This is a genomic window from Kribbella sp. NPDC055071, assembly GCF_053608045.1.
In genome coordinates this window covers 37709-61587 of the sequence record NZ_JBSGUS010000016.1, presented here as the reverse complement: position 1 = coordinate 61587, position 23879 = coordinate 37709, and the positions used below count along the sequence as shown (strand labels likewise).

Annotated in this window: 22 protein-coding genes and 1 pseudogene; 13 read left to right on the top strand and 10 right to left on the bottom strand. The window is 67.7% G+C overall.

The annotated features are described in order from the left end of the window. Complete coding sequence (purL, locus tag ACWF4Z_RS25445; RefSeq protein WP_452245641.1) at window positions 1-2274, top strand: phosphoribosylformylglycinamidine synthase subunit PurL; 2274 nt, start codon at window positions 1-3, stop codon at window positions 2272-2274. Between the two features lie 78 nt (window positions 2275-2352). After that, window positions 2353-2823 carry a DUF1707 SHOCT-like domain-containing protein gene (locus ACWF4Z_RS25440; protein WP_452245640.1) on the top strand — a complete coding sequence of 157 codons (471 nt, stop codon included), beginning with the start codon at window positions 2353-2355 and terminating at the stop codon, window positions 2821-2823. Between the two features lie 6 nt (window positions 2824-2829). Here the strand turns inward: ACWF4Z_RS25440 and ACWF4Z_RS25435 are convergent, their stop codons facing one another. After that, entirely contained in the window at window positions 2830-3534 is a 705-nt protein-coding gene (locus ACWF4Z_RS25435) for an SDR family oxidoreductase (RefSeq protein ID WP_452245639.1), read from the bottom strand. A gap of 23 nt (window positions 3535-3557) precedes the next feature. After that, window positions 3558-4535: a LacI family DNA-binding transcriptional regulator gene (locus tag ACWF4Z_RS25430; protein ID WP_452245638.1), complete on the bottom strand. Its 978-nt coding sequence runs from the start codon at window positions 4533-4535 to the stop codon at window positions 3558-3560. Window positions 4536-4709: 174 nt separating this feature from the next. On the opposite strand from ACWF4Z_RS25430, the gene ACWF4Z_RS25425 reads away from it, so the two are divergent. From ACWF4Z_RS25425 to ACWF4Z_RS25405, 5 genes are read left to right on the top strand one after another with little or no spacing between them, the layout of a single operon-like run. Further along, window positions 4710-7151 (top strand): beta-L-arabinofuranosidase domain-containing protein, encoded by a 2442-nt coding sequence (locus ACWF4Z_RS25425; protein ID WP_452245637.1) that lies wholly within the window; start codon window positions 4710-4712, stop codon window positions 7149-7151. A gap of 26 nt (window positions 7152-7177) precedes the next feature. Continuing rightward, window positions 7178-7504: a hypothetical protein gene (locus ACWF4Z_RS25420; RefSeq protein WP_452245636.1), complete on the top strand. Its 327-nt coding sequence runs from the start codon at window positions 7178-7180 to the stop codon at window positions 7502-7504. A 2-nt stretch (window positions 7505-7506) separates the two neighbouring features. Next, window positions 7507-8277: a DUF1707 domain-containing protein gene (locus ACWF4Z_RS25415; protein ID WP_452245635.1), complete on the top strand. Its 771-nt coding sequence runs from the start codon at window positions 7507-7509 to the stop codon at window positions 8275-8277. Between the two features lie 15 nt (window positions 8278-8292). After that, entirely contained in the window at window positions 8293-8838 is a 546-nt protein-coding gene (locus ACWF4Z_RS25410) for a GNAT family N-acetyltransferase (protein WP_452245634.1), read from the top strand. Beyond that, the gene (locus ACWF4Z_RS25405; RefSeq protein WP_452245633.1) at window positions 8835-9491 is read left to right on the top strand and encodes a hypothetical protein; all 657 of its coding nucleotides are present in this window, start codon (window positions 8835-8837) and stop codon (window positions 9489-9491) included. Before ACWF4Z_RS25410 ends, ACWF4Z_RS25405 begins: the two co-directional genes overlap by 4 nt. Here the strand turns inward: ACWF4Z_RS25405 and ACWF4Z_RS25400 are convergent. The 5 genes and pseudogenes from ACWF4Z_RS25400 to ACWF4Z_RS25380 all read right to left on the bottom strand — a co-directional run bounded on the left by ACWF4Z_RS25400 (window position 9470) and on the right by ACWF4Z_RS25380 (window position 14015). Continuing rightward, entirely contained in the window at window positions 9470-11320 is a 1851-nt protein-coding gene (locus tag ACWF4Z_RS25400) for a putative PEP-binding protein (RefSeq protein ID WP_452245803.1), read from the bottom strand. The genes ACWF4Z_RS25405 and ACWF4Z_RS25400 overlap by 22 nt on opposite strands. A 51-nt stretch (window positions 11321-11371) precedes the next feature. Beyond that, window positions 11372-11782, bottom strand: a pseudogene (dhaM, locus tag ACWF4Z_RS25395) (dihydroxyacetone kinase phosphoryl donor subunit DhaM); the annotation flags it as partial. Next, the gene (gene dhaL, locus ACWF4Z_RS25390; RefSeq protein ID WP_452245802.1) at window positions 11779-12402 is read right to left on the bottom strand and encodes a dihydroxyacetone kinase subunit DhaL; all 624 of its coding nucleotides are present in this window, start codon (window positions 12400-12402) and stop codon (window positions 11779-11781) included. The gene dhaL and the pseudogene dhaM, both read right to left, overlap by 4 nt. A 2-nt stretch (window positions 12403-12404) precedes the next feature. Continuing rightward, entirely contained in the window at window positions 12405-13409 is a 1005-nt protein-coding gene (gene dhaK, locus ACWF4Z_RS25385; protein ID WP_452245632.1) for a dihydroxyacetone kinase subunit DhaK, read from the bottom strand. 45 nt (window positions 13410-13454) lie between these two features. Next, on the bottom strand, window positions 13455-14015 hold the full coding sequence (locus ACWF4Z_RS25380; RefSeq protein WP_452245631.1) for an RNA polymerase sigma factor: 561 nt from the start codon (window positions 14013-14015) through the stop codon (window positions 13455-13457). A gap of 94 nt (window positions 14016-14109) precedes the next feature. On the opposite strand from ACWF4Z_RS25380, the gene ACWF4Z_RS25375 reads away from it, so the two are divergent. After that, entirely contained in the window at window positions 14110-15684 is a 1575-nt protein-coding gene (locus ACWF4Z_RS25375) for a serine/threonine-protein kinase (protein ID WP_452245630.1), read from the top strand. Window positions 15685-16319: 635 nt separating this feature from the next. Here the strand turns inward: ACWF4Z_RS25375 and ACWF4Z_RS25370 are convergent. Beyond that, on the bottom strand, window positions 16320-17048 hold the full coding sequence (locus ACWF4Z_RS25370; RefSeq protein WP_452245629.1) for a hypothetical protein: 729 nt from the start codon (window positions 17046-17048) through the stop codon (window positions 16320-16322). A gap of 137 nt (window positions 17049-17185) precedes the next feature. Next, complete coding sequence (locus tag ACWF4Z_RS25365) at window positions 17186-17899, bottom strand: hypothetical protein (protein ID WP_452245628.1); 714 nt, start codon at window positions 17897-17899, stop codon at window positions 17186-17188. 299 nt (window positions 17900-18198) lie between these two features. Between ACWF4Z_RS25365 and ACWF4Z_RS25360 the strand changes: the two genes are divergently transcribed. The 3 genes from ACWF4Z_RS25360 to ACWF4Z_RS25350 are packed head-to-tail and all read left to right on the top strand — an operon-like array spanning window position 18199 to window position 21193. Then, entirely contained in the window at window positions 18199-19482 is a 1284-nt protein-coding gene (locus tag ACWF4Z_RS25360) for an ABC transporter substrate-binding protein (protein ID WP_452245627.1), read from the top strand. Then, window positions 19479-20375, top strand: a complete 897-nt coding sequence (locus ACWF4Z_RS25355; RefSeq protein ID WP_452245626.1) for a carbohydrate ABC transporter permease — start codon at window positions 19479-19481, stop codon at window positions 20373-20375. Before ACWF4Z_RS25360 ends, ACWF4Z_RS25355 begins: the two co-directional genes overlap by 4 nt. After that, a complete protein-coding gene (locus ACWF4Z_RS25350) occupies window positions 20372-21193 on the top strand; it encodes a carbohydrate ABC transporter permease (RefSeq protein ID WP_452245625.1) in 822 nt (273 codons plus the stop codon). The genes ACWF4Z_RS25355 and ACWF4Z_RS25350 overlap by 4 nt, the downstream gene beginning before the upstream one ends. Window positions 21194-21196: 3 nt before the next feature. On the opposite strand, the gene ACWF4Z_RS25345 is transcribed toward ACWF4Z_RS25350, so the two are convergent. Next, on the bottom strand, window positions 21197-22477 hold the full coding sequence (locus tag ACWF4Z_RS25345) for a vanadium-dependent haloperoxidase (RefSeq protein WP_452245624.1): 1281 nt from the start codon (window positions 22475-22477) through the stop codon (window positions 21197-21199). 129 nt (window positions 22478-22606) lie between these two features. On the opposite strand from ACWF4Z_RS25345, the gene ACWF4Z_RS25340 reads away from it, so the two are divergent. After that, on the top strand, window positions 22607-23200 hold the full coding sequence (locus tag ACWF4Z_RS25340) for an RNA polymerase sigma factor (protein ID WP_452245623.1): 594 nt from the start codon (window positions 22607-22609) through the stop codon (window positions 23198-23200). A gap of 2 nt (window positions 23201-23202) precedes the next feature. Continuing rightward, complete coding sequence (locus ACWF4Z_RS25335) at window positions 23203-23877, top strand: Rieske (2Fe-2S) protein (RefSeq protein WP_452245801.1); 675 nt, start codon at window positions 23203-23205, stop codon at window positions 23875-23877. Window positions 23878-23879 lie beyond the last annotated feature (2 nt).

Below are 23879 nucleotides of genomic sequence, written 5' to 3'. Positions count from 1 at the left end.
GTGGCCCCCGAAAATCATGCCGACACTGTGAACAACGCCATCGCCACCCCGGACGTCGAGCAGCCGTGGGCCGAGCTCGGGCTGAAGGCGGACGAGTACCAGCGGATCCGCGACATCCTGGACCGCCGGCCGACCAGCTGCGAGCTGGCCATGTATTCGGTGATGTGGAGCGAGCACTGCTCGTACAAGTCCTCCAAGGTGCACCTCAAGCGGTTCGGTGAGATCCCGCAGGAGACGCCGGCCGGGAAGATGCTGGCCGGGATCGGTGAGAACGCGGGCGTCATCGACATCGGCGAGGGGTACGCCGTCACGTTCAAGGTCGAGTCGCACAACCACCCGTCGTACGTCGAGCCGTACCAGGGCGCGGCCACCGGCGTCGGCGGCATCGTCCGCGACATCATCGCCATGGGCGCCCGCCCGGTCGCGGTGATGGACCCGCTGCGCTTCGGCCCGCTGGACGCGCCGGACACCAAGCGCGTGCTGCCGGGCATCGTCTCCGGCGTCGGCGGGTACGGGAACAGCCTCGGCCTGCCGAACATCGGCGGCGAGGTCGTCTTCGACCCGACCTACCTGGGCAACCCGCTGGTCAACGCGCTCTGCATCGGCGTGATGCGGCACGAGGACCTGCACCTCGCGAACGCGACCGGCGTCGGCAACCAGATGATCCTGTACGGCGCCAAGACCGGCGGCGACGGGATCGGTGGCGTGTCCGTGCTGGCCTCGGAGACCTTCGCCGAGGGCGGCCCGACCAAGCGGCCCGCGGTGCAGGTCGGCGACCCGTTCATGGAGAAGCTGCTGATCGAGTGCACGCTCGAGCTCTTCGCCGCAAAGGTTGTCGAAGGCATCCAGGACCTCGGCGGTGGCGGGCTGTCCTGTGCGACCTCGGAGCTGGCCAGCGCGGGCGACGGTGGCATGCGGGTGTCGCTGGACAAGGTGCCGCTGCGGGACGCGTCGCTGTCGCCGGAAGAGATCCTGATGAGCGAGTCGCAGGAACGGATGATGGCCTGCGTCACCCCGGAGAACGTCGAGGAGTTCCTCAAGATCTGCGCCAAGTGGGACGTCCAGGCAGACGTGATCGGTGAAGTGACCGACACCGGCCGGCTGGAGATCGACTGGCATGGCGAGCGGGTCGTCGACGTACTGCCGGAGACCGTCGCGCACGAAGGTCCGGTCTACAACCGGCCGTACGCGCGGCCTTCCTGGCAGGACGACCTGCAGGCCGACGGCGCCGAGAAGTTGCCGCGGGCAACGACTGGCGCGGAGCTCCGGGACACGCTGCTGACGTTGGTTGCCTCGCCCAACCTGTGTGACAAGTCCTGGGTGACCGATCAGTACGACCGCTACGTGCTCGGCAACTCCGTGCTCTCGCAGCCCGAGGACAGCGGGATGATCCGCGTCGACGAGACGAGTGGTCTCGGTGTCGCGGTCTCCACCGACTGCAACGGGCGGTTCGCCAAGCTGGACCCGTACACGGGCGCGATGCTCGCCTTGGCCGAGTCGTACCGGAACGTCGCGACCACCGGCGCCCGCCCGGCCGCGGTGACCGACTGCCTGAACTTCGGATCGCCGGAGGACTCGGGCGTGATGTGGCAGTTCACCGAGGCGATCCGCGGCCTGGTCGACGGATGCATCGCGCTGGGCATCCCGGTCACCGGCGGCAACGTGTCGTTCTACAACCAGACCGGCGAGACTCCGATCCTGCCGACCCCGGTGGTCGGTGTCCTCGGCGTGATCGACGACGTCACTCGTCGTACGCCGATCGGTTTCACCGCCGAGATGGAGGGCCACCAGCTCTACCTGCTCGGGGAGACCGAGGAGGAGCTGTCCGGCTCGGAGTGGGCGCACGTCATCCACGGTCACCTCGGCGGTCGGCCGCCGGCGGTCGACCTGGAGGCCGAGAAGCAGTTGGCCGACATCCTGATCAACGCTTCCCGCGACGGGCTGATCGACGCCGCGCACGACGTGAGCGACGGCGGTGTCGCGCAGACACTGGTCGAGTCGGCCCTGCGCGGCGGCGTGGGTGCCCGGGTGTGGTCACCGGACAGGCTCGACCCGTTCCTGTTCCTCTTCGCGGAATCGGCCGGTCGTGCGGTCGTCGCCGTACCGCGGACCGAGGAGGTCCGGTTCACGGACATGTGCACGGCCCGGCGGTTCCCGCACGCGAAGATCGGCGTCATCACCGGCGACACCCTCGACGTGCAGGACCAGTTCGAGCTGCCGCTGACCGAGCTCCGTACGGCGTGGACCGCGACCCTGCCGTCCGTCCTCAACTGACCAGGCGCTCCCGGACCTTTCGGGCACTTGAGGCTGCCTCTTTGTCTGGCACACTCGGAGGGAGGAGTGAGGTGAGGCATGGCGGAGCGGCGGCCTGTGAAGGCAGGGGAGTTGATGGGCCTGGCGGCTGCGGCCGGCCAGGAGGCTCGGGCTGCGGCGGCGCGGCGGCGAGTGGCGGCGTTGCGGTTGACCGACGACGAGCGGCGGATCTGTACCGATGAGCTGGCCGAGCAGTTCGCGATCGGGCGGCTGGACGAGGACGAGCTGCACGCGCGGGTGGATCGGCTGAATCTGGCCGTGACCCATGCCGATCTGCAGCCGATCTTCGCGGGGTTGCCGACACCTTCGCTGTATCAGCCTGAGCCGCGGAAGCCTGGCAAGTGGCGCTGGGCCGCGTTCGCCGGTGCGGTCTGGATGGCTGTGCCGTTCGCCCTCACCGGCCTGTTGATGCTGGTCTTCGGCCGCGAGGTGGCGGCCGCGATCTTCGGACTGCCCGCCCTGGCCTGGGTCTTCTTCGCGTACCGCTGGGCATCCCGCGGGGGACGCTAGCCGGGGTCAGACGACCCGGGTGCCACCGTCGAGGTGGAGGTCGATCGCGTTGGCCGCGCCGTTGCGCAGCAGGAAATCGGTCGCGTCGACGATCTCCGCCGTCGTCGTGAGCCGGCCGATCGGAGTGCGGGCCTCGATCATGGTCAGATCCCGGTCCCGCCACGCGGGGCTGTCGCCGACGACACCTGGGTGCAGTGCGTTCACCCGGACCGGAGCGAGCTCGACGGCCAGCGTCCGCATCACGCCGGAGACTGCGCTGTTCGTCGCGGTGATCATCGTCGAGCCCGGGTACGGCCTGACCTTGCCGAGCCCACCGAACAGGACGATCCCGGCACCCGGCCGGAAGCGGTCGTGCAGGACCCGGGCGACCTCGGTATAGCCGACCAGCTTGACCGTCGAGGCGCGCACGGCGTCGGCGATGCTGAAGTCCTTGACCGTGTTGCCGTACTGCTCGACCGCGGTGATCACCAGGTAATCCAGCTCGCCGACGCCGGCCAGCGCCTTCTCGATCGTCTCCGGCTCGGTCAGGTCGACGGCCAGGCCGCGGGCACCGAGCTCGGCGGCGACCTCCTCGGCCCGGTTGGCCGATCGGCTCGTGATCGTGACCTCGTCACCACGACCGACGTACTGCCGGGCGATCTCCTGACCCAGGCCGCCACTTCCACCAATGACCAGCACGGCCGCCACGATGCCCCCTCGCGTGAAGTTCAAGATTCAGCTACAGGGTATCCGGGTCAGCTGCCCAAGGTTGACTCGCGGGTGACCAACTGGGCCGGGAGCTCCAGTACGCCGTGATGCGGCCTGCCCGCGATCGCCTCGAGCAGGAGGTGCGCGGCGCGTCGGCCGAGGTCTTCGAGGCGGAGGTCGACCGAGGTGAGCGGTGGCCGGCTGGCCAGGGCCATCACGGGCCAGTTGTCGTAGCCGCTGACGGCGATGTCGGCCGGGACCGAACGTTCTAGCTCGCGGAGGCGGTCGCAGACGCCACGGGCGATCTGGTCGCTGCCACAAGTGATCGCGTCGACCTCCGGGTGCTTCCGCAGGACGAGATCGGTGGCTTGCCGGCCCCAGCGTTCGCTCCACTCACCGAAGAGTGGCTCACCGCACAGCGAGTCCTCGACGGCCTGGGCCCGGGCGGCGGCGGAGCGGTGGTAGGACGGGCCGGTGATGTGCGCGATGGTCGTCCGGCCGAGGCTGCGCAGGTGATTCACGGTCGCCGTCGCGCCGCCCGCGTCGTCGACGATGACCGAGGCGTCGTCCGGATTCGTCGAGGCCGCGAGGGCGTACACGACGGGCAACGGTACGTCGATCGGCGGCCGGGGCTCGGTCCTGCGACCGGTGACCACGATGCCGTCGACCCCGCGGGCCACGAGCGAGCGTAGATAGGTCTGCTCGCGGAGCGGATCGTCGCGGGTATCGCAGAGCAGGGTGGCCAGCTCGCCGGCACTCAGCACGTCCTCGACGCCGCGCATGATCGGAATGCTGAACCGGCCGGAGCTGTCGGTGGTCAGGAGGGCGACGGTGTAGGTGCGGCCCGAGGAGAGGGCGCGGCCGCGGACGTCCGGTGTGAATCCGAGAGTGGCCGCGGCTCGGCGTACTCGTTCCCGGGTCTCCTGGCTCAGTTGGCCGGTGTTGTTGAGTGCCTTCGACGCGGTGCCGGCAGAGACGCGGGCGAGCGCGGCGACGTCCGTGATCCGCACCGCCGACCGTTTCATCGCGTTTCCTCCCGATCGCTGGGCGAAGCCTAGCAGGAGCGGTTCGAGGACCCAGCTGACCTGGGCTTCGATCTTGACCGAGGCACTGGCGAGTCCTACGTTGTCAGGGACGGAAAACGTGTGCGGTATTTCCGTCGGCGTGATGACCGCTCCCATCACTCGAAAGGCAATGCCATGCCCGACAACCTCCCCCAAGGAATGCCTCGTCGTGACTTCCTCGGTGTCACCCTCGCTGCGGCCGCCGTCGTGACCGCCCTCGATCCGGCCCACGCCGACGCCACGCCGTCCGCGGCCGGCCTGCCCAATGGACGCGGCGGGCACTACGTCCCGCACCGCGCGCCGCTCCGGCCGGTTCCGTTCCAGAAGCTCCCGCCTGGCGTGATCGAACCGCGAGGGTGGCTGGCGCAGCAACTCGACCTGCAGGTCAACGGACTCTGCGGCCGGTACGACGAGATCTCCGACTTCCTCGGCTACGAGGGCAACGGTTGGGTCGATCCGGCGCAGGGCGCCTGGGAGGAGCTGCCGTACTGGCTGCGCGGCTTCGGCGATTTGGGTTACGTCACCGGCAATACCGGCGTACTGACGCGGACCGAGCGCTGGATGGAAGGCATCCTCGCCACCCAGGCGTCTGACGGCTGGTTCGGTCCGGACCGGCTACGGACCTCGTTGGAAGGCGGTCCGGACTTCTGGCCGGGGATGCCGTTGCTGGCCGCGTTCCGGTCCTGGCACGAGTACTCCGGTGACGAGCGGGTGATTCCGTTCATGACGAAGTACCTGCAGTTCCAGAACGGGCAGCCGGCCGACGTGTTCAATCGCTCGTGGGGTGCGTTCCGGTGGGGCGACAACATCGACAGTGCGTACTGGCTGTACAACCGCACCGGTGACCAGTGGCTGCTCGACCTGGTGACGAAGATGCACAGCGGTTCGGCCGATTACACGAACGGCATTCCGACCTGGCACAACGTCAATCTGGCCCAGGGGTTCCGCGAGCCACTGCAGTACTGGCTGCTGTCGAACGACGCGAAGTACCGGGCGGCGACGTACCGGAACTACGACACGGTGAAGGGGCTCTACGGTCAGTTCCCGGGCGGTGGGTTCGCTGGGGACGAGAACTCGCGGCCCGGGTTCGGGGATCCGCGGCAAGGGTTCGAGACGTGCGGGATCGTCGAGTTGATGCACAGTTGCGAGCTGTTGACCCGGTTCACCGGTGATCCGGTCTGGACGGACCGTTGCGAGGAGTTGGCGTTCAACTCGCTGCCTGCGTCGTACGACCCGAAGCAGCAAGTCATGCACTACATCACCAGTGCCAACAGCGTGCAGCTCGACGACCGGCCGAAGCACGGGCAGTTCCAGAACGGTTTCGCCATGCAGTCCTACAAGTACGGCGTCCATCAGTACCGGTGCTGTCCGCACAACTACGGCATGGGCTGGCCGTACTACGCCCAGGAGCTGTGGCTGGCGACGTCGGACAACGGACTGGCCGCGTCGATGTACGCCGCCAGCAAGGTGACTGGTCGCGTCGGGGCCGCTGGTGAGACGGTGAGCATTGTCCAGGACACGGAGTACCCGTTCTCCGACACGATCAGGTTCACCGTCCAGGGGTCTGCGCGATTCCCCTTCTATTTAAGGGTCCCTGGCTGGGCCCGTGAGTTCTCGGTCAGAGTGAACTCTGAGAAGGTCGGTGCGCGTGCTGAGGGCGGCTGGATCAAGCTGGACCGGACCTGGCGCCGGGGCGACCGGGTGGAGCTCGTGCTGCCGATGCGCGCGACCACTCGGGTCTGGGACGACAACCAGGACTCGGTGTCCGTCCAGCGTGGTCCGCTCACCTACTCGCTGGCGATCGATGAGCGGTACGAGCGCATTGGTGGCACAGACGAGTGGCCGGAGCTGAGTGTCTACCCCGAAAGCCCTTGGAACTATGGGCTCCTGGCCGGCGCCCCGATTGACGTCGTACGGCGTCCTGCCACGCCTGGAGCCAGTCCGTTCACGGCCGAGGGCGTGCCGCTCACTCTGACCACGAAGGCCCGGCGGATCCCGCAGTGGGAGACCGACACAGAGGACGTGGTGGGGCTGCTGCAGCCGAGCCCGGCTCGCTCGACGCAACCCGTTGAAACGATCACCCTGATCCCGATGGGCGCGGCGAGGCTCCGGATCACGTCGTTCCCGCAGGTGTCCGCGCGCGGTCGGGACTGGATCTACCGCACCCGCATCACCGCGTCGCACGTGAACGACGGCGACTCGCTGGAGGCCCCGGACTCAGGACGTGTGCCGGCCTCATCCGCCGACACGTCCATCCCACGCTTCACCTGGTGGGACCGCCGCGGTACGACAGAGTGGATCGAGTACGACCTGCGCTCGATTCGCGAGCTGTCCAGCGTCTCGACGTACTGGTACGACGACACCGGATCCGGCCAATGCCGAGTCCCGGCCAGCTGGCGCGTCCTTTGGCTGGACGGCTCAACGTGGCGTCCCGTCCAGAACACCACCCCGTACGAGGTGACCCCAGACCGCCTGAACACGACCACCTTCGCGCCGATCCGTGCCCAGCGCGTCCGCGTGGAGGCAGCCCTGCGTCCGACGTACTCGGGCGGATTGCTGCTTTTGACAGTCGACTGACCGCCAGGACCTGCGAAACTTGGACTGTGGGCGACGATCCAGCGTTGGAGCATGCGCTTCTCGAGCACCTGCAGTTCACGCCGTTGACCCGGGCGGAGTTGGTACGCCGTACCGCTGCCGATGACGGCCGGGTCCAGGTGGCGCTCGACGAACTGGTGCAGGGGACCTACGTCGTACGACGCCCGCAGGATGCCGGACCGGCCGATTACGAGATCACCGCAGCCGGATGCGGCCGGTTGGATCTGATCGACGACTTCACCGAGTCGCCCCTGAAGGTCATGGGAAAGCTCTTCGCCGCCGGCATCCGCGCTCTCCTGGCCCGGACGTTCCGCGGATCCGACCGGCGGAGGTGAACGTGTTTCCCAAGCAGGAGATACTGCTCAGGCAGCTCGAGCACGCACAATTGACCCGTGCTGAGCTCGTACGCCGGACTCAGATCACTGGCTTCGGGGTCCAGACGGCGCTTGACGCGTTGGTCGGTAGCGCGTTCGTGGAGCGGTATCCGCAGCCAGGTCGGCCGGCCAGGTACGGCCTGACCGCATCGGGGCTTGAGCGCTTGACGCTGCTGCGGCAGCTCGACCACGAGCGATCGGTCGCGGCTGCCGCGACCGAGGCCGAAGCAGCCGCCACCCGCGCCGAAGGCCGTCGTCGCTGGGCCGCAGCTAGGCGACCTCCGCGCCGGCGGTCGCCATCGACCGCTGCGCCAACCCCTGCCGCGTTCGCTTCGCCCGCCTCGAGCCGGCCGCTGAACGACGCCGAGCGGTCTGCCTGTTCGGCTGCGCTGGCGCAGCACTTCGCCGCCGGCCGGATCACCGAGGTCGACCTGGACCGTCGTTCGTATGCGCTCTACGCCGCGCAGACGACCGCCGACCTCGCCGAAGTCTTCGCGGGGCTGCCGGCTCCAGCTCTCGACGCGACGCCGTCCGGATCAAAGCCGGCGCCTCAGGATCCGGCCCGCCTGCTCCGGACGTACGGCAAGGCCGGTGCCCTGTATGCCGTGCTGGCCGTGGTGATCGCGCTGACCACCCACGGGAGTCTGCTCATCTGGGCGGTCTTCCTGGTGGTGGTCATCGGCAACGGCATCAAGGCCTACCGATCCTGGGCCAAAGGCGAAGAACCGGAGTGAACTAGCCTGTCTGGCGTGGAGGCTAGGTTGCGGCGGGCGGTGCCGGCGGATGGCGCGGCAGTGGCGGAGCTGGCGAGAGAGTCGGTGCTGGACATCTTTCCGGCGTTCTACGACGACGCCCAGACCGCTAGCGCAGCACAACACATCACCACGCTGGACACCGCGCTGATCGACGACGGCACCTACTACGTGCACGAGGCCGGCGGCGAGATCGTCGCATGCGGTGGCTGGAGCCGGCGGAACAAGCTTTTCAACGCCAGTACGGCGGGTGCCGACGAGCGACTCCTGGACCCGGCGACCGAACCGGCCCGGATCCGGGCGATGTTCGTCCGCGCGGACTGGACCCGGCGTGGTCTCGGACGGGCGATCCTGACGGCTTGTGTCGACGCCGCGCGGGCTGAGGGGTTCACCCGGCTCGCACTGATGGCAACGCTGCCCGGCGTACCGCTTTACCAGGCTTTCGGCTTCACCGAGGTGGAGTCCGCCGTACTGCCCATGCCGGACGGCGTCATCCTCGGTGCCGTCGCAATGGAACGACCTCTGGAGGAGAAGACCGCATGACTGCTGGGACTACCGTCACCGCCCCTGACGGCACCGAGGTCGTCCTCGGCGAGATCGGGACGCGCGTGCTGCTGAAGAACTCCCGCGTCCGCGTCTGGGAGGTCGCACTGCAACCAGCGGAGGCGCAGGCCTGGCACCTGCACCACAACCCGTACGTCGTCCTGTGTCTTTCGACCTCTCCGTGTCACATGGATTGGTTGGACGGCAGTGCGGCGCGAGAGCTCAGTGAAACCGTCGGCGGCTCGGTCTACCGCCCAGTGTCCCCTGTGCACATGCTCACCAACGACGGCGATGCGCCGTACGTCAACCGGCTGATCGAGGTGCTCGACCTGGGCGAGGAGGCCTCCGGCGAGCCGTACTTCGCGGTCGGCGGTGTGCCCGCGGAGGCAGGGTTCGAGCAGGTTGGTGAGGTTCCGGCCAAGGTGGTCCTCGACGAGGACGATGTGCGCGTCCAGCACGTGACGCCTGACGCGGGTGAGTCCTACACGTGGCACACCGGCGCCTACCCGGCCCTGGTGGTCGACCTGGACCTCTCCAGCCCAGACGTCACCTACCTCGAACCAGGTCAGTCCTACACGCTCCCGACCAAGCCCGAGCGCACGTCCGGATTCAACCTGGTCGAGCTGCGGTACTACAGCAACCCGCGCACCTGATCGGCGTCGCGCGCAGCCAATACCGCGGCAGTGTCGAGCTGTGAGAGGTCTGCCTGCCGTAGTCGCGCCTTGACCAGCGGTACCTGCGGACCGACCGCACTGAGCTCCTGAACGCCAAGAGCAGCCAGCAGTACGGCGGCCTGCGGATCACTGGCCAGGTCACCACAGACGGCGACCCGAACGCCCGCGTGCTTCACCACGTGGTCGATCAGCTGCAGTACGGCGGGATCCAGCCCGTCGGCCAACGGAGCCACGGCAGTGTTGGTGCGATCCGCAGCGGTCGTGTACTGCGTGAGGTCGTTGGTGCCGATGCTGACGAAGTCCAGGTCGGCCGCGAGCGTGGCGATCCGGAGCGCCGCGGCCGGGACCTCGACCATGATGCCGACCTCCAGGTCCGGGTGGTCACCGAGCTCGTGCAGCGCCCACTCCACCTCGTCGGCGGTCGTCACCATCGGGAACATCACGTGCGCCGGCGTCTCGGCCGCGATCCGTCGTACGGCCTCCAGTTGATCCCGCAGCAGCTCCGGACGCCGGCGGAACACCCGCAGCCCTCGCTCCCCCAGGAACGGGTTGGCCTCGCGCGCCTGTGGCAGGAACGGCAGCGGCTTGTCGCCCCCGATGTCCCAGGTCCGGATGGTGATCGGCTTGCCGTCCAGCGCCCGCGCGATCGCCCGAAAGACCTCCACCTGCTCGTCGACGGTCGGCGCCGTACGACGATCCCCGAAAAGCACCTCGGTCCGCACCAGCCCCGACCCGTCGGCACCCCGCGCATCGACAGCATCCTGTACGACGCCGACGTTGACGAGCACGTCGATCGTCCGATGGTCGACGGTCGTGGCCGGCTCGTCGGCTTGCAGGAGCGCTTGCTTCCGCTCGTCCTGCCGCTCGACGATCGTCGCCCGTACGACGCTCTCGTCCGGTCCGACCTCGAACGAGCCCGTCCGCGCATCGAACGCCACGGTTGCACCCGCCGGTACGTCGACGTCCCCGATCCCTGTAATCAAAGGGATTCCGCGTGACCGGGCCACGATCACGCCATGTCCGGTCGTCCCGGCCGCGCGCACCGCAATCCCCACAACCTTCGAGGTATCCAGGGTTGCCGCTGTCGCCGCATCCAACTCGGGCATGACGAGGATGCCCTCGGCCGGCTGCACCTGCGCGCCCGTCAGCGCTCGCAGGACCCGATCCCGGACCGAGCGCACGTCCTGTGCGCGCTCGCGCTGATAGACATCGTCCAAACCCTCGAACGTCGTCGCCAGTTCGTCGTAGGTCTGCTTCCACGCGGCCGGCGCGTTCGCTCCCGCGGCGATCGCAGCCCGGACCTGATCGAGCGGCTTGCGGTCGGTCAGCAACGCGAGCTGGGCCGCAAAGATCTCCCCATGCTCCGAATCCTGCAATCCCCGGAGCTCCTCACCGGCCAGACCAACGGCCTCGACGAGCCGTGCCGTCTCGTTGTCTCCGGCAACATAATCCCTGAGATCGACGTCGGCCCCCGCCAGCACCGCAGAACCCATGGCGACATCCAGCCCGGAGCCCCCGGCGACTGCGACGACCCCGCCCGCGGTCCTGGCAGCCACCTCGTCACCGAAGTTCTCCGCGGCCAGCTTCGTGATCGCATCCAGGGCGTCCTGTGCCTGCAGCCCACTAGCACCCACCAGCAACCTGTGCCCCTGTTGGGCGTTCAGCGTCGCGACCATGCTCAGACTGCCCGCGTCGACCGGCCCACGTCCGGTGTCCAGGTCGGTGACCGTCACCACTGCATCGAAACCGTTCACGAGCCCGACAAGCCGCGCTGCCAGCCGTGCGTGCAACCCATGCTCGTTGCTCACCGCAACTTCCACGGTCCGCTCTGCCTCAGAAGCCACGGATGCTTCCGCCGCCCCGCCCCCGAGATGCTCTTGCTTCCCGAGCAGTCCGCGCTCAGCCTCGGCGACAACCGCGTCAAGCGAAGCGCCGGTCGACGCCGTCACGACCGCCGCGACCAATCCCTCGACCAGCGGTGCACTCGTCAACCGCACGCGCGCAACCAGGTCAGGATCAACGAACTCCAGTGCCATTTCAGCGCTCAGAATGGCACTGCCAAGATCCAGCAACACCAGCACACCGTCGGGACTGTCGGCCGTCGCAAGTGCCTCGGACACCGCCATCGCGTCGGTGCCGAACGTCGTCTCGTCCAGCCCGGCCGCGATCGCGATCACCGGACGGTTGTCCCCGGCAACCATCTCCGAGGCCAGTCCGACCGCTGCGACAGCCAACGCATGACTGTGCGAAACGACCACGATCCCGATCATGCGAGCGTGCGGGCAGCCGACTCCAACAGCAACGTCGTACTCGTCGCACCCGGATCCTGGTGACCGGCGCTCCGCTCGCCCAGGTAGCTGGCGCGCCCCTTCCGCGCCACCAGGGGCACGGTCGCGTCTCGACCCTTCGCCGCTGCCTCGGCCGCCGCGGTCAACGCGCCGGCGATATCAGATCCGCCCGCCACTGCCGCGTCGTACGCATCCAGGGCCGGCGCCCAGGCGTCGTACATCGTCTTGTCGCCCAGCTCGGCCTTCCCGCGCTGCAGAATCCCGCCGACGCCGGCCTTGAGCGCCTCCCCGAGCAACTCCGGCGAGACCGACGAAGCACCCGGCAGCGCAGCGCCGAAGCGAAGGAAGAACGTCCCGTACAGCGGTCCGCTGGCCCCACCGACCTTGCTGACCAGCGTCATCCCGGTCTTCTTCATCAGCTCGTCGACCGACGTGAAGCTGGTCTCGTCCAGCATCGCCACGATGGCCTGGAACCCACGATCCATGTTCGCCCCGTGATCCGCGTCCCCGATCGCCGAGTCCAGCTCGGTCAGGTACGCCCCATTTTCATGCAAGGACTGAGCGGTATCGCGTAACCAGGCAACGAATTCGTCGACTCCCATGCTCACGCGTTCCAGCGTAGGCCGGGGGTGTTCACTGGGGCGTCCCAGAGGCGCACCAGTTCGTCGTCCACCTTGAGCAGGGTGACCGAGCAGCCGGCCATCTCGAGCGAGGTGATGTAGTTGCCGACCAGTGAGCGGGCCACGGTGATGCCGGCCCGGTCCAGGAGCTGGGCGACTTCGTTGTACATGAGGTAGAGCTCGATCAACGGCGTACCGCCCATGCCGTTGACGAAGGCAATGACCGAATCGCCTTGCTGGTAAGGCAGATCGCCGACCACTGGATCGACGAGCATCGCGGCGATGTCGTGAGCCGATGCCAACGGCAACCGTTGCCGGCCGGGCTCGCCGTGGATGCCGATACCGACCTCCATCTCGTTCTCGGCGAGCTCGAACGTCGGCTTCCCCGCGGCCGGGACCGTGCAGGACGTCAGCGCCATGCCCATGCTGCGGCCGTTGTCGTTCACACGTCGAGCGAGGTCCGCGACCTCCTGCAGCGGGCGGCCTTCCTCGGCGGCTGCGCCGACGATCTTCTCCAGCAGCACGGTCACGCCGACACCGCGGCGGCCGGCCGTGTACAGGCTGTCCTGGACGGCGACATCGTCGTCCGTCACCACGGACAGCACCTCGGTGCCCGCGTCGGCCGCGGCCAGCTCGGCGGCCATCTCGAAGTTCATCACGTCGCCGGTGTAGTTCTTCACGATGTGCAGTACGCCGGCGCCCGCATCGACGGCCTTGGTCGCGGCCATCATCTGGTCCGGCACCGGGGAGGTGAACACCTCACCCGCACACGCCGCATCCAGCATCCCGAGCCCGACGAACCCGCCGTGCATCGGCTCGTGCCCCGACCCGCCGCCGGAGATCAGCCCGACCTTCCCCGATCGCGGTGCTTCCTTGCGATAGACGATCCGGTTCTCCAGATCCACCCGCAACCGGTCCGGATGCGCCAGGGCCATCCCTTGGAGTGCTTCACTCACAACATCAGCAGGGTCGTTGATGAGCTTCTTCATGCTCCCATCTGAGCACACAGCCGCCCCGAGCGGGAGCCCCGAGAATCAGTCCTTCGGGCGCAGTAGCGGACGGACTACCTCGCGGGCGTCGTGGATGCGGGACTTGACCGTGCCGAGCGGGGCGCCGACCTCGGCGGCGATCTCCTCGTAGGACAGGCCGTAGACGTCGCGAAGGACCAGGGGAGTGACCATCTGGGGACGGTCGCGCTCGAGCGTCTCGAGGGCCTCCAGGAGGTCCAGGCGGGTGCCGGCGATGACGCTGGTGGTGCGCGGGTCCGGGCGCTCCATCGTCTCGGGGTTGTGCGCGGCCTGGGCGCTGCGCTTGAGCTTGCGGTACGTCGAGCGGGCCGAGTTCGCCGCGACCGAGTGGACCCAGGTGGAGAAGCTGCTCCGGCCGGAATACGTGCCGATCTTGGTGGCGATGTTCAGCAGGGCCTCTTGGGCCGCGTCCTCGGCGTCCGCGGAGTACGGCAGGACGCTGCGGCAGATCCGCAGGACCCGCGGATAGATCAACCTGAGCAGGTCGTCCATCGCGTTCTTGTCGCCCGCCTGGGCCTGCTCGGCCAGGGTCCCGAGGTCGTCGGTCGGGCTCGTACTCTCGCTCATCTGCGCCTTTGCTCTCGGTCGGCCCCCGGCATGGGACTCTCAGTGATCCATAATGCCTTGTATGGGGGTCCCAACCAGACTAGGCCGATACGTCGTGCGCCGACGTCTGGGCTCAGGCGGTTTCGCTACGGTATGGCTTGCTCACGATGAGCAACTGGACGCCGAGGTTGCGATCAAGGTCCTCGCGGACAACTGGGGGCACGACGACTCGGTTCGGCAACGATTCCTCGAAGAGGGCCGGTTCCTGCGCCGGGTCGAGTCCGAGCACGTGGTCCAGGTCCACGACGTGGGCGAACTGGAGGACGGCAGGCCGTTCCTCGTGCTCACGTACGCCGATCGCGGCACGCTGGCCGACCGGCTGAAGAAGGCCCCGCTTCCGCTCGGCGCGGCCGTCGACGTCGTCGTCCAGGTGGGCCGCGGCCTCCAGGCCCTGCACCGGCGCGGCCTGCTGCACCGCGACGTGAAACCGGCGAACGTCCTGTTCCGCAGTACCGACGACGGCGAACGCGCGGTCCTGTCCGACCTTGGGCTGGGCAAGTCCCTCGACGAAGTGTCACGAATCACAATGCCCGGCGGCACCCCGTCGTACGTCGCTCCCGAGCAAGCCATGGGTGAGCGGCTGGATCAGCGCGCCGACCAGTACTCGCTCGGAGCAGTCGCGTACGCCGCTCTCACCGGCCGGTCACCGCATCAGGTCGACGGGCTGGGCGCAGCGGGCCGGGTCGAGGTCGCGCCGCCGCCGAGCTCACTCGGGTTCGACCTGCCGGACTCGGTCGACGCGGCGATCGTGCGCGCGCTCGAGCCGGACCGCGAGAAGCGCTGGCCGGACGTCCAGTCCTTCACCCGCGAGTTGGTCGGTGGTCTGGACGAGACGACTCACGACTTCCCGCTGTCGATCCGCGAGTCGATCACCATCGGCGTACCGGGGGCCGATGAGGACAGCGGCGAGAACACCGCGCTGAGCGATTCGAACAAGCCGACCATCATCAAGACCGCAGACTCGTCAACCACGGTGGCGACCGGCCGGGCAGCGACGGCCGCCGAGGCTGAAGCTGAGACCGCTGCGGTCGAGTCGGCGCCGGTTGCAGCGGCGATCTCCACAGTTGATGCCTCGACCACCAAGCCGCCACGGCGGAAGCGCCGACGAGCTCGCTGGGTGGTCGCGGCACTGCTCGCTCTCATCCTCGGAGCGGCCGGCGGCTTCGGCGCCCAGCGGTACCTGACCGCGCGCCGGCTGGTTGGCGTCGACTACAACGGCTTTGCGCTGAAGCTGCCGCGCGGATGGACCCATTCGGTGGCCGAGTCGCAATGGCAGCCGCCCGGCAGCATCCAGGCCTTTCCGGCGCTGCGGATCAGCAAGAACGTCGACTGGTCGACGCGGACCCCGGGTGTCTTCGTCGGGGTGATCGAGGCCAAGAAAGCCAAGAACGCCTCGAGCCTCAGCACCGGCCAGTGCAGCGACAGGACCAATCCGAGTACGACGACCATCGAAGGCCGCACCCTCACCGATCAGTACTTCAGTCGTTGTGGTGCCGGCGGCGGTATGCTCCTGCAGCGAGTCGTCGTGCAGACGGGGACCGACGCCTCGCTGCTCATCCAGGTCCTGCTGCCGGAGGACGACCGAGACCGCGCCCGCGAGATCGCCGAGTCAGTCCAGTACCACGGCTGATGAGCGCCGCCGCTGTCCTTTCCTTCTTTTGAGGGTTATTCATAAGAGGGTTATTCAGAAATACTGAAGACCCAGAGCAAAGAACAAGAGCAAGAACGTTAAAAGGCAGGAAAGAGAAAATAGAGAGGGTGCTGGGTGCCTGGCTGGGGTCGGCGGGCCGGTGGTGGTCGGCGGGTCGGAGTACGTGTCGGCATCGAGTCGTGGATCGCGGTCGTCCAGACACACCCCACCACGCCACAATCCACGACTCGAACCACCCAGCAGGCACCCAAGGCATCCGCACCCGGGGCTGCAGGACCGCTCACTCAGCGACTGGTCTTCGACAGCCCCGATCCCTCACGCACCGCGGTCATCGCATTCCCGACACGCCAACCACAGGCCGCCCGCACCTACGTACCCAGCCCGCCATGCGCCCAGCCACTCTATCTTTTCTTTACCTGTTCTTCCTGATTCTTCTTTGCTCTTCTTCTCTGCGGGTTCTGAATAACCCTCTTCTCATGCTCGAGGAATCCCCTGTGCGTATCTCGTCGGACCGGTTTCGGCCCTCCCCTGCCCTGATCCAGTCCGCCCGGCGGCATTTCTACCGGCTCCGCTCGACCATCTTCCGCACCATCTGGCCGATCGACTGAATCAGCTCAGGAGTTGAGCGGGCTGTCCTGGCGACTGACGCTGTCGGACGCGTGATCGAGGACGTCCAGCAGAGCCTTCTTGTCCTGCGGGAGTCCGGTCGAGCTGATCTCGACGGCGCAGTTGCCGCTGTCGTCGGCGACCCAGCGGACGATCACATAGCGCAGGACCTCCGCGGGAGACTGGCTCTTCGGCGGCAGGTACGTGTAGGCCAGCGTGGCCTGGTTGCCCACGACCTTGTGCATGAGGATCTTCAGCATCTGATCGGCCGGCAGCCGGTTGAGGTCGTCGATCCTGGCCTGCATCGATTCCTCGGGCAGGCGCCTGATCGTGAACCCGGCCTCGATCCGGATCCAGCGCTTGCGGGTCGGGTCGGTGTAGCGGCCGTTGATCGGCGGATCCGGCTGGGTGAAGGTCCAGGTCAGCGGCACGCGCAGGCTGACCTGCGACTTGACCACGTTGCTCACCGTGAGCTGCCGGGTCTTGTAGCGCAGGTCGTCCACCCGCAAGGCCGGCGACCGGTCGTAGTGCACGACCCGCAACGGCGTGATCGGCGTGGTGGTCACCGGCGGCGGGGCCGACGGGCCGCCCCCTAGCGCCACCGCCGTCCCCATCGCGGCGGCCGATTCCTCGGTGGTCGTCAACAACCCGACCGCGTACCCCCCGGCGCCGCCGATGGCGATCATCGCCACCAGCCCTGACGTCAGCAACGCGCCAACCGTCCCCCGACGTGCCACGCCCGCCCCACCTCCCCAGTTACCTACTAACCACTCACCACAAAAGACCCGTGAAACCCCTACTAGGTTGCACGACGGATGTAACAATCCCGTGAAAGTCGCCGGATCGGATTCCGTCCGGCCGGGATCGAGTGGGCTCAGCTGGTTTCGCTGACTGATTCGGTGGCGGTTTTGAGGATCTCCTGCAGGGCCGGGGCGTCCTGGGGGAGACCGGTGATGCTCATCTCCACCGAAACCAGATCGCTGCCCGGCATCGCGATCCAGCGGACGATGACGTACCGGGTCGTCTGCTTGGGGATGTAGGTGTAGATCAGCGTCGCGACCGAGCGGATCTCGCCGTCGTCGCCGGTGACCTTGCCGGTCGGTTGGCTGACGATCTGGAGGTTGTTCTCCGGCGGCTGGCTCTGTCGCAAGCCGATCAGCAGCGACGCTCGGGCGGCCTTGGGCGTGAGCGCGGCCGGCTCGTCGGACTCGACCCGGACAGCCCGCTCCTCCAGCTCATCCAGGAACCTGACCTCGCTCGTCGACTTCGTGTCCCGCCTCAGCTTCCAGCCCGACGGCACCTTGATCGACAGATCCACCGACTGGCCCGACGGGGTGACGGTGAAGCTGCGCCGCTGGTACTGCAGTCCGGTCTCGAGCGGTGGGACGTCGCTGGGGACCGGGGTCTTGACCGGCAGCGGCGGCGCCGTTGGTGTCGTCGTGGTCGGAGGCGGCAACTGGCCGAGCGGTGCCGCCTCTCCGGACGGGGTCGGCAGCGGCTGGTCCAGACGGTCGCCGGTGTAGTACCCCCCGGCGACGCCAAGGGCCACGGCCAGCAGGAGCAGGCCGGTCAGGAGAACTCGTCTCACCCGAACACCGGCCCGGGACTCGGGTCTGCGGTAGGTGCGGAGGGACCGCCGGCCGGCAGCACGGCGTACGTCGTACTGACCGGATGGGAGGTGGCGGTCGCGGGCACGGCGCCATCTTCTCAGGACAGACGGGCAGACACCCAAAATCGGAGGCCGACGCGGCGCGGACTGAATCCTTTCAAGGAACTCTTGACACCCTCCCGGGCCATCCGTAGCGTCCCGATGACATAAGTAACGTGATTTCGCGGTTACTTCACACTCTCTGGCGGTATCTCAGCGCTGGACGCTCAGGAGGATCCATGGCACTCGATCAGTCCGTCAGCCGCAGGCGGCTCCTCCAGCTGATGGGTGGTGCCGCCGCGGCCGGAACGCTGGCGGCCTGTGGCGGCAACGGCGGTACGGCGTCATCCGGCGGTCCCCTGAAGGTCACCGGCGTCGGCGACCAGGAGGCCGGTCTGCGCAAGGCGCTCGAGGAGTACAAGAAGGCTCACTCCGACTTCGACTTCACCCTGTCGTTCGCGCCCGCGGATCAGGTGCAGACCGCGCTGCGGACGCAACTCGCGGCCGGTAATGCACCTGACCTTCACGTGGTCTACCCGGGTAACGGCAGCGCGATGTCGATGGCCCAGCTGAGCAAAGCCAACCTGCTCGCCGACCTCAGCGGGCAGTCCTGGACCCAGAAGATTCCCTCGGGATTCAAAGGTGCGTTCCAGAACGACGGCAAGACCTACATCTTCTCGCCGGGCACGAGCATGCTCGGCGCGATCTACAACAAGAAGGCCTTCGCGACCGCGGGTGTCGAGCCGCCGACGACCTGGTCGGAGCTGTTGTCGGTCTGCGACAAGCTGAAGCAGAAGGGCATCGTCCCGATCGCCCTGGGCGCGCAGACGCCGTGGGTCACCCAGTTGATCGACTACGCGCTGGTCCCGGGCACGGTCTACGCCAAGACGCCCGACTTCGACGACAAGATGATCGCCGGGAGTGCGTCATTCGCGGACTCGGGCTGGGCCGACGCGATGACGAAGTACCTGGAGCTGCAGAAGCGCGGGTTCTTCAACGACAACCCGAACGGTACGACGTACGAGCAGGCGACCTCCATGGTCGGTACGGGCAAGGCCGCGATGGCCGTTCAGGTCTCGGCCGTCCTGCCCGCGTTCCGGGCCGCGGCGCCGTCGCCTGCGGACCTGAGCATGTTCCCGTTCCCCGCGACGGATGTTGCCGCCGACAACTGGATTCCCGGGGGAGTGGTCGTCGGGATCGCGGTCAGTGCCAAGAGCAAGAAGGCCGATCAAGCGCTGAAGTTCATCGAGTACTGCGGTGAGCCGGCCACGGTCAAGGCGTGGGCCGACGCGGTCGCGTGTGTACCGCTGTACTCCGACGGCGATCCCAAGGTCGATCCGGCGTTGACGTCGTTCCTCCCGTACTTGAAGGAGAACAAGGCGGTGCCGTTCATGGATCAGCGCTGGCCGAATGCGGAGGTGCAGCCGACGCACTTCGCCGTCGTCCAGCAATTGCTCGGTGGGAAGACGACGGTCGAGGCTGCGCTGAAGAAGATGGACGAGGCCTACCGGAAGTCGGCATGACGGCAGGGATTTCTCGCAAGGCTCGTACTGGGCCGCCGTGGCTGTTCGTCGTACCGGCGTTGGTTGTTTACGCGGGGATCGTGTTGTATCCGGCGATCTCCGGTGCCGGATCGGCGTTCACGGACTGGTCCGGGATTGGTGCGTCGCGGTCGTTCGTCGGGCTGGCGAACTTCAAGCAGTTGGTGCACGACGACCAGGCGTTGGGTGCGCTCCGGAACACGTTGCTGCTGACGCTCGCGATCGTCGTCGTACAGAACGGAATCGGGTTGCTGCTCGCGCTCGGCGTACATACGAGAATCAAGAGCCGGATGGCGTTGCGGGTGATCTTCTTCGCGCCCGTCGTGGTGAGTCCGGTGATGGTGTCGTTCTTGTGGAAATACGTCTACAACCCGGCGCCGGATGCGGGTCTGAATGCGGCGTTGGGTGCGCTCGGGCTCGGGTTCTTGCGGCAGGACTGGCTGGGGAATCCGTCGCTGGCGATCTGGTCGGTCGCGTTCACGGTGATCTGGCAGTGTGCGGGCTACTCGATGGTGATCTTCCTGGCCGGGTTGGAGGGAGTGCCGGCCGAGTTGCACGAGTCCGCGATGGTCGACGGCGCCGGGACGATTGCGCGCTTCCGGCACATCACCTGGCCGTTGCTCGCCCCGGCGGTGACGATCAACGTGATGCTGTCGACGGTCGGCGGGTTGACGCTGTTCACCCAGATCATCGCGATGACGAACGGCGGACCTGGGTACGCGACGGACACCTTGTCGACGGTCCTGTACAAACAGGCCTTTGTTTATGGGAAATTCGGCTACAGCACGGCGGTCGCGCTCGTCCTCGCGATCTTCGTCGCGGCCGTGTCGTTCATCCAGATCGGGTACCTGCGATCGAGGGAGACCGCGGCATGAAATACCGCCCGCGCACCTTCGTCCTCGAGCTCGTGATGATCGCGGCCGCTGTCGCATTTCTCTTTCCGGTGTATGCGTTGGTGACGTTGGCGTTCAAGGATCCGGGCCAGATCGCCAACAAACCGCTCTCGTTGCCGTCCCCACCGTCGTTCGACAACTTCGGCGCGGCCTGGCAATCTGCTTCGCTCGGGGTTGCCTTGCTCAGCAGCACGGTAATCACGGTGGCCAGCGTCCTGCTGCTGATCGCGCTGGGGTCCCTGGCGGCGTACTTCCTGGCCCGGACGGCTTCACGACTGGGCTACAGCCTGTACATCCTCTTCCTGGTCGGGATCATCCTGCCGTTCCAGCTCGGGATGATCCCGCTGTATCAGTTGGTCAACAACCTCGGCCTGCTCGGGACCTACCAGGGCATGGTCCTGTTCTACACCGGGATCCAACTGCCGTTCACGGTCTTTCTCTACACCGGCTTCATCCGCTCACTCCCCGCGGACTACACCAACGCCGCCCTGATCGACGGCGCCTCGCACCTGCAGGCCTTCGCCCACATCATCTTCCCCCTCCTCCGCCCGATCACGGGCACGGTCCTGATCCTCAACGCCGTACAGATCTGGAACGACTTCTTCACCCCGCTCCTCTACCTGGGCGGCTCCGGCCGAGAAACAGTCCCCGTCAAAGTCTTTGCCTTCGTCAACGAATACACCTCGAACTACGGCCTGGTAGCCGCCGGCCTGGTCCTGGCTGCCCTCCCCATCCTCGTCATCTTCCTCCTTCTCCAACGCTTCGTCATCCGCGGCTTCTCCTCGGGTCTGAAGGGATGACGGCTACAGAGGCGAGCGGCCTAGTGATCGCGCCAGGTCGTGGCCAAGGGCCTGGCCGGCGTAGTGATCGAGCCGGGTGTGGACTCCGGCGTAGATACGGCTGATGCCGGCCTCGTCGGCAATGGATTGGAACGAGGTGAAGTGGCGGGTGACGCCTGGGAGAGCTTCGGAGGTGACGGTGAGTTGGTGGTGTGGGCCGAAGTGCCGGCTCAGCAGGATCGCGGCGGTCTGGGACACGACGCTGTGGGCACCGGGATAGGACGGATCCGCAGGGGTGTTGGCACGGCTGTTCCAGCCGGGATTCGGGACGGTGGCAGCGTTCGCGTCGGTGCCGGCCAGGCGGATCGCGGTGATCGGGCGCCAGATGCGGTAGTGGTACTTGGCGTCGTAGAACGCGATCACCGCATCGGCGAGCGTCAGGTTCAGTTGGGCGAACAGCTGGGCCGCGACGGACAGATCGTTGCCTGAGGCATCGACCGCGGACTGGGCGATCTCGTTCCAGTAGTTCCAGATCGGTGCGGCCCAGAAGTCGGCTTGTTCGCTCTGGTCGTGGCTGCGGCTGGTGCTGGTGTCCTGGCCCTTTCGCTTCACCTCGTTGACGGCCGCGGCGTACCGGTGACTCTCGAGCGCGGGATAGGCGTCCGGGCGGAACCGGTCGGCGCGACGGATGAGGAACGGCGTGACGCGCGACCAATGGGTGAAGACCGCGGCGGCGAAGCCGGGTGGCGTCGGCCGGTACTCGCCAGGCTTGGTGCCGGGGTCTAGCGGCGGTGGTGTCGCCGACGACCCGTCGTGGCTGCGCAGTTCGATCAAAACCTCCGCGGTACGGCGACCGGCCTCGATCCCGGCCGCACGAGCCCGATGCTGCGTGACCATGGCGAGGTCGGCGATCAGTTGCTGGTCCAGGGCCGCAGCCTGTGCCGGATACAGCCGCAGCAGTACGTCGTGCGCGGCTTGCGCGGCCGCGGCGATGGGGGAGGCGTCCGGCGCCGCGTGCACGGCGAAGAGGTACGGCGTGCCGCTCCGCGTCGTGGCGACGACTGCGTTGTGGATCGCGGCGTGGAGGATCGCGAAGCTGCGGGTCGCATGGACGGTCGGTGACTGTGCACCCGGCGTACGAAGAATCCGGAGCAGAACCTGGTTCCACTCGATCACGACGTCGGCACCGGCAACTGTGCGGGTCGTAGTGGTAGCAGTGGCAGAGCTGGTGGCCCCGATGGCCAGCGCAGCGGTGGTCGTGCCGCCGGCGATGAGCAGGCCGCGGCGCGAGAGTGGAGCTGTCACGATGACTCCCAGAAGTGGACTCGATGGTCGTCATCAGATAGCGGACGGGGTTACAGCGCCGGCTCGTGTAACCCGGTCGCCTATTAGGTCATGTGGGGTTGATCCTGGCTTCGGAACGGAGGATGGCGCGTGGCGGGACAGCGGTCGTGGCGGCGGCGGAGATCCGGGGATGAGCTCGACCCGGACCCGGACCCGGGTACGACGCCGGTCCAGCTGCACGTGGTGGCCGACGACAGGTATCCGGACTGGGAGGCGGTGTACGACGACAACGTGGACCGGCTCCACCGGCTGATGTTCGTGAAGGTCGGCAACCGGCCGGACGCCGAGGATCTGACCGCGGAGGTCTTCGTGACGGCGCTCAGGCCCCTGCGGTTGTCGGCCAGCGTCGGCGAGGTCCGCGCGTACCTGCTGGCGACCGCCCGGACCGTTCTCGCCGGATACTGGCGGCGGACGCTGGGCCGGGAGATCACCACGCTCGAGGACGACTGGGCCTTGATCGAGACGGTGGAAGCATCCCGCGACACCGGCGCCGCGGCTCGGGCCGAGGCGATCCTGGCGGAGCTGCCCGAGCGGTACCGGCAGATTCTTCAGCTGCGGTTTCTCGGAGCCTGTTCGCTGAAGGAGGCTGCGCAGGAGATGGGTGTGACCGTCGGCAACGCAAAGGTGCTGCAGTACCGGGCGCTGCGCGAGGCTGCCGCCGCGGCGGACAGGATGGAGGCGTGACCATGCGGGGAGTGCGCCGTTTCGTCAGGGACCTGTTGCGCCAGCGCCGGACCAAGCCTTTCGCCGCCGATGCCGCGGACGAATCCGCTCTGCGGACGGCTATCGCGCTGCGGGCCGGGGGCGTGGATACCGAGCCCCGGGCGGAGTTCGTCGCCTCGCTCCGAGGGCGGCTGCGGGCGGAGCTGGACGAGGTGGCGGCGGAGCCCCCCAAGGGCAGCCGCCGCCGGTTCGTCGGTTCGGTCGCGGCGGCATCGGCCGCTTCGATCGCGCTCGGCGCTGTCGTCGGCAGGTCACTCGGTGATCCGGTCACCGCAGATCCCCCGGCGGCCGACCAGACCGTTGTGCCCGACAACGGCGAGTGGCACGCCGTCGTCGCCGCCAAGGATCTGCCCGACGGCGTCGTCCGGCCGTTCGACGCCGGCACTGTGGTCGGCTTCGTGCATCGCTCGGGCGGCGAGCTGCGTGCCGTCTCCGGCATCTGCACCCACCTTGGCTGCAGGCTGGCGTTGGACGGACCGGCCCGGCAGCTGAACTGCCCGTGTCACAACGCGGCCTTCTCGGTCGACGGCGCGGTCTTGCACCACCGCCTCCCGATCGCGCTGCCGTCGTTGCCGAAGTTGATGGTCCGCGAATCCGATGGCGTGGTCCAGGTCTTCGTGCCGCCGCGGCCCGCGTAACC

Excerpts from the sequence above, each read along its gene's own strand:
- ACWF4Z_RS25430 (WP_452245638.1), bottom strand. The coding sequence starts at position 4,535 with ATGAAACGGTCGGCGGTGCGGATCACGGACGTCGCCGCGCTCGCCCGC.
- ACWF4Z_RS25360 (WP_452245627.1), top strand. The coding sequence starts at position 18,199 with ATGGCACTCGATCAGTCCGTCAGCCGCAGGCGGCTCCTCCAGCTGATG.
- ACWF4Z_RS25335 (WP_452245801.1), top strand. The coding sequence starts at position 23,203 with ATGCGGGGAGTGCGCCGTTTCGTCAGGGACCTGTTGCGCCAGCGCCGG.
- dhaL (WP_452245802.1), bottom strand. The coding sequence starts at position 12,402 with ATGGGAGTCGACGAATTCGTTGCCTGGTTACGCGATACCGCTCAGTCC.
- ACWF4Z_RS25380 (WP_452245631.1), bottom strand. The coding sequence starts at position 14,015 with ATGAGCGAGAGTACGAGCCCGACCGACGACCTCGGGACCCTGGCCGAG.
- ACWF4Z_RS25350 (WP_452245625.1), top strand. The coding sequence starts at position 20,372 with ATGAAATACCGCCCGCGCACCTTCGTCCTCGAGCTCGTGATGATCGCG.
- dhaK (WP_452245632.1), bottom strand. The coding sequence starts at position 13,409 with ATGAAGAAGCTCATCAACGACCCTGCTGATGTTGTGAGTGAAGCACTC.
- ACWF4Z_RS25355 (WP_452245626.1), top strand. The coding sequence starts at position 19,479 with ATGACGGCAGGGATTTCTCGCAAGGCTCGTACTGGGCCGCCGTGGCTG.
- ACWF4Z_RS25405 (WP_452245633.1), top strand. The coding sequence starts at position 8,835 with ATGACTGCTGGGACTACCGTCACCGCCCCTGACGGCACCGAGGTCGTC.
- ACWF4Z_RS25440 (WP_452245640.1), top strand. The coding sequence starts at position 2,353 with ATGGCGGAGCGGCGGCCTGTGAAGGCAGGGGAGTTGATGGGCCTGGCG.
- ACWF4Z_RS25425 (WP_452245637.1), top strand. The coding sequence starts at position 4,710 with ATGCCCGACAACCTCCCCCAAGGAATGCCTCGTCGTGACTTCCTCGGT.